Below are 4,673 nucleotides of genomic sequence, written 5' to 3' on the forward strand. Positions count from 1 at the left end.
TTGGGGATTGGGGACTGGGGATTGGGGATTGGGGATTGGGGATTGGGGACTGGGGTATTCAATCCTTTCCTTGACAATTTTCTCTTTACTTTGGGGTTCTTGGCGGTTGTTCTCTGACTACAGTAACCATCAGATATGCTTCCAACGGCAGTGTTACATATTAGCAGTCATAAACACAATGTAAATAGTTCTCACCTGCAAAAAGATGTGAACATGCCAAAAACAGATCTTATAGTAGAAAAAGTTGCCATTATCGGTGCTGGGCCTGGTGGCTTGGCTACAGCGATCGCACTGCGAAATCAAGGGTTTGATGTGCAAGTGTACGAAAAAGCCCAAGAATTTCAACCCGCTGGTACTGGTTTAGGACTAGTGCCCAATGGCTTAAACTGCCTAGAAGCGATCGCGCCGGGAATAGTCGAGACTCTCAAAAGTTCAGGTTGCCAGGTTCACCACATACTTCTCAAAAATTTTACTGGAGAAACAATTCGTACTAACTCCGCCACACACACCAAAAAATACGGACAACCATTATTGACTATTTGGTGGTGGCGCTTACAGCAAGTTTTAGCATCTAGATTACCATCAGATATCATCCACCTCAACCATCGCTGTATTGGTTTTGAGCAAAATGAAAGTGGTGTGAAAGTAGATTTTGATGGCAGAGAAACAATAGATGCAGATTTACTGATTGGTGCTGATGGCGTTAACTCCATCATTAGAGCAACTTTAATAGGAGATGGCAAGCCCAATTATGTAGGTAGTATGTGTTGGCGTGCTGTGATTAAGTATCATCATGAATTATTTGATGATTATGATTTAGTTTTCATCAAAGGCAATAAACAGTTCATGTATCTGCTGAATGTGGGCGACGGATATACTTGTTGGATTAGTCGCAAGTTTTCGCCAGATTACTCTCTTTGTGCAAGTGCTGATGAAGTTAAGTCTCGCATTCTCCATGAATTAACTGACTGGGATTCATCTTTTCGGGCTGTAGTGGAAGCCACACCAGCCGCACAAATTTGGGAAGGGCCAATTTGCGATCGCCCACCTTTAAATCACTGGAGTCAAGGCAGAGTGACTTTATTAGGCGATGCCGCTCATCCAATGGCACCCGCCGCTGGACAAGGAGCAAATTGCACTTTTGAAGATGCTTACGAGTTGCAAGCGTGCTTATCCCAAGCATCTACTTTACAGGCGGCTCTTACACACTACGAAAAACGTCGCATCGAGCGCACAAAAGTCATTCAAGCTCACAGTGCCTTGGGTGAGATGCGTTACTACGAGACAGAAACTGAAAAATCTGCTAGGCAACAACAACAGCCGCAGATAAATTATGATGACTTTCAAAATTGGCTATTGAACTACCAGCCATCTTTAGATGTTTTCAAAACTCAAGAAGTGTGATCATGAGACCAGATTAAGCCATGACGTGCGCCTCAAGTTGAAGGCAAAATTGTGGTGATCAACAGCGAAATCGTTGCCTGCGATCGCCTTGAAGCCCGTCATCCAAATGCCCAGATTTGGATTGTCCGCATTGGTTCTCGCCACGTTCGTCGATTTGGTAGACTTAAGGCATTGATTGGCTAAGTTGACCTATGACCATTGCCATCGATCAAACAATACAACAGAAGCCACTCAGCTTTGACGAGTTTCTCACCCGTTATGGTGGCAATAACCGCTATGAACTGATTGATGGAGAGGTGTTTGACTTGGAACCAACAGAACTGCATGAAGAGGTTGCAGCCTTCATTACCGCAAAGATCTGTGTCCTGATCAACACAACAGACTTGCCTTGGTTTGTCCTTCAGCGGGGACTGTTGCGCCCTTCTAACATTGGTATGACAGCATTTCGACCTGATGTTGCAGTTGTTGATCGAGATCAACTTACTAAAGAACTGCTTTGGTCTGATCAGTCAATCCTAACGCTAGGCAGTTCGATTAAATTTGTGGCAGAAGTTGTTAGTAGCAACTGGCAAAATGATTACGCCCGTAAGGTTGAAGACTACGCGGTTTTAGGCATTCCCGAATATTGGATTGCAGACTATGCAGGTAATGGTGGTACTCGACACATTGGCAAGCCCAAACAACCCATCCTCTCTATCTGTACACTAGTGAATGGGGAGTATGAAATTCAGCAGTTTCGGGGTAATCAAACCATCGTCTCTCTAACCTTCCCAGATTTAAAACTGACGGCTGAACAGGTGTTAAGAGCTGGTAGGTAAAATCGCCATAATTCGACTACCCGCGATGTGAAATCGATATCTGTTAACAGGCGAGCGGATACCATAATCCCTTTCTAACTTGCTGCTAACTCGCCCCAATTCACGTAGGGCAGTTTAGCGGCTGTTGCCCGAATTTGGTCAGCGTTGGCTACTAACTGCCCACAAGCATCCCAACTACCAGAAACGAACATATTTCTAGAACCTTCACCAATGGCAACCGAAGCGGTGTATTCAGCAATTTGCACTTGTAAAGTCTCTAGATTTACTGTCACAGTTGCTTGGGGATTGGCAGTAACTAACTCTTGCAGTTGTTTGACAACAGCTGCATCAGCTGTCACACAAGGTATGCCCATAGCGACGCAGTTACCGAAAAAGATTTCCGCAAAGCTTTCCCCAATGAGGGCTTGAATTCCCCATTTGGCGATCGCTTGGGGTGCGTGTTCCCGCGATGAACCACAGCCAAAGTTACGGTTAACTATTAAAACTTTTGCTCCTTGATACTGGGGTTGATCAAAAGGATGCTCACCTTTTAATGCTTTGCGGTCATCAATAAATACGCCTTCGCCCAAACCATCAAACGTGACAGCTTTTAAATAACGTGCCGGAATAATGCGATCGGTATCTATGTCATTACCTACTAAAGGTATACCGCGTCCTGAAACTGTTTTAACTTCGCTGACCATAAGTTATTTATTAGTGGTTAGTCATTCATTATTTGCTGTAAAGCTTTTAAATGAAAGCTCTTTCTAGATGTTTTAATTACGAATTACGAATTACGTTAGCGCAGCGGTAGCGAGTCCGCGAGCGTCATTACGAATTACGAACGTAACTACAACAACTCACGCACATCAGATACTTCACCTTTAATTGCAGCAGTCACGACCATCGCCGGACTCATCAGCAGTGTACGCCCAGAAGATGAACCTTGCCGACCTTTAAAGTTGCGGTTGGAGGAAGAAGCACTAATCTGTCTGCCTTGAAGCTTATCGGGGTTCATCGCTAAGCACATAGAACATCCCGGTTCACGCCACTCAAACCCCGCTTCCTGAAAGATTCTGTGGAGTCCTTCGGCTTCTGCTTCTTGCTTGACGCGTTCAGAACCAGGGACAACAAAAGCTTTGATGCCCTCAGCAACGTGGCGACCTTGGGCAATTTTGGCAGCTTCCCTTAAATCGCTGATTCTACCGTTTGTACAACTACCAATAAAGCAAACATCAATTTTCGTGCCTTTAATGGGTTGACCAGGATACAAATCCATGTATTGATAAGCCTCTTCTGCAACGAAGCGGTCTTCTTCTGGCAGTTCTTCTGGTAATGGTACTAATTGGTTAATACCAATACCTTGACCAGGTGTAATTCCCCAGGTAACTGTGGGTGGAATCTCAGCAGCATCAAATACTACTACATCATCGTACTCAGCATCAGCATTACTACGAATTGATTCCCACCAAGCCACGGCTTTGTCCCAATCTGCGCCTTTGGGAGCAAAATCTCTACCTTTTAAATAGTCGTAGGTAACTTGATCGGGGTTGACATAACCACAACGCGCACCACCTTCTATCGCCATGTTGCAGACTGTCATCCGTTCTTCCATGTTCATTTGTTCAAAGGTCGTACCTGCATATTCATAGGCGTAGCCCACACCGCCTTTAACACCAAGGGTGCGGATGATATGCAAAATAACATCTTTGGCGTAGACACCAGGGTTAAGATTGCCGTTAACTTCAATTTTGCGGACTTTCAATTTAGAAAGGGCGAGGGTTTGGGAGGCGAGAACATCCCTAACTTGACTAGTACCAATCCCAAAAGCGATCGCCCCAAATGCCCCATGACTAGAAGTATGGCTATCTCCGCAGGCGATCGTCATTCCTGGCTGAGTCAGTCCTTGTTCGGGGGCGATGACGTGGACTATACCTTGACTACCAGAACCAATGTTGTAAAATTTTATGCTATTTTCTTGACAGTTGCGCTCAATCGCCTGGATCATTTCCTCCGCCATGTTATCAGTAAACGGGCGTGCTTGATTTTCTGTAGGCACAATATGATCTACTGTGGCGATCGTCCGTTCTGGAAACAATACTTTTAGACCCCTCTCGCGTAACATAGCAAAGGCTTGGGGACTAGTAACTTCATGAATTAGATGTAGCCCGATAAATAATTGCGTCAGTCCTGAAGGAAGTGTACCAACGGTATGTAAGTCCCAAACTTTGTCAAACAGGGTACCTTTGCTCATACGTCAATCAATACTTTAAGGAGTCGGATCTCTCATGGTATCAAAAAAGTAAAGCAATTTACATGCAAGTTAAAACGTTCCGTGGGTTTAAGTCCCCCGGTTCTATAATCGGCAAGTTTTGTGTTGGAGTGAAATCTCTATTACAAAACTTAATTACGCGCTTCGTAGCGGTAGCGATAGCGTAGCGTAAAGCCTGCGGCATAGCTTCGCTTAGAGCG

5 protein-coding genes are annotated in these 4,673 nt (G+C 44.8%); 3 read left to right on the forward strand and 2 right to left on the reverse strand.

Annotation, left to right across the window (positions count from 1 at the left end):
* The first annotated feature begins 213 nt into the window (after window positions 1-213).
* Genes AC5JMF_RS29850 through AC5JMF_RS29860 form a run of 3 tightly spaced genes read left to right on the forward strand, consistent with a single transcriptional unit; the run spans window position 214 to window position 2,222 of the window.
* On the forward strand, window positions 214-1,404 hold the full coding sequence (locus AC5JMF_RS29850) for an FAD-dependent oxidoreductase (RefSeq protein ID WP_495799326.1): 1,191 nt from the start codon (window positions 214-216) through the stop codon (window positions 1,402-1,404).
* A 51-nt stretch (window positions 1,405-1,455) separates the two neighbouring features.
* Window positions 1,456-1,587: a hypothetical protein gene (locus tag AC5JMF_RS29855; protein ID WP_495799327.1), complete on the forward strand. Its 132-nt coding sequence runs from the start codon at window positions 1,456-1,458 to the stop codon at window positions 1,585-1,587.
* Between the two features lie 8 nt (window positions 1,588-1,595).
* The gene (locus AC5JMF_RS29860; RefSeq protein WP_495799328.1) at window positions 1,596-2,222 is read left to right on the forward strand and encodes a Uma2 family endonuclease; all 627 of its coding nucleotides are present in this window, start codon (window positions 1,596-1,598) and stop codon (window positions 2,220-2,222) included.
* A gap of 74 nt (window positions 2,223-2,296) precedes the next feature.
* On the opposite strand, the gene leuD is transcribed toward AC5JMF_RS29860, so the two are convergent.
* On the reverse strand, window positions 2,297-2,905 hold the full coding sequence (gene leuD, locus AC5JMF_RS29865) for a 3-isopropylmalate dehydratase small subunit (RefSeq protein WP_495799329.1): 609 nt from the start codon (window positions 2,903-2,905) through the stop codon (window positions 2,297-2,299).
* Window positions 2,906-3,051: 146 nt separating this feature from the next.
* Window positions 3,052-4,455 carry a 3-isopropylmalate dehydratase large subunit gene (gene leuC / locus AC5JMF_RS29870; protein ID WP_495799330.1) on the reverse strand — a complete coding sequence of 468 codons (1,404 nt, stop codon included), beginning with the start codon at window positions 4,453-4,455 and terminating at the stop codon, window positions 3,052-3,054.
* Window positions 4,456-4,673: the final 218 nt, after the last annotated feature.

The sequence above is a fragment of the Desmonostoc vinosum genome (assembly GCF_059505385.1).

Excerpts from the sequence above, each read along its gene's own strand:
- AC5JMF_RS29850 (WP_495799326.1), top strand. The coding sequence starts at position 214 with ATGCCAAAAACAGATCTTATAGTAGAAAAAGTTGCCATTATCGGTGCT.
- AC5JMF_RS29860 (WP_495799328.1), top strand. The coding sequence starts at position 1,596 with ATGACCATTGCCATCGATCAAACAATACAACAGAAGCCACTCAGCTTT.
- leuD (WP_495799329.1), bottom strand. The coding sequence starts at position 2,905 with ATGGTCAGCGAAGTTAAAACAGTTTCAGGACGCGGTATACCTTTAGTA.
- leuC (WP_495799330.1), bottom strand. The coding sequence starts at position 4,455 with ATGAGCAAAGGTACCCTGTTTGACAAAGTTTGGGACTTACATACCGTT.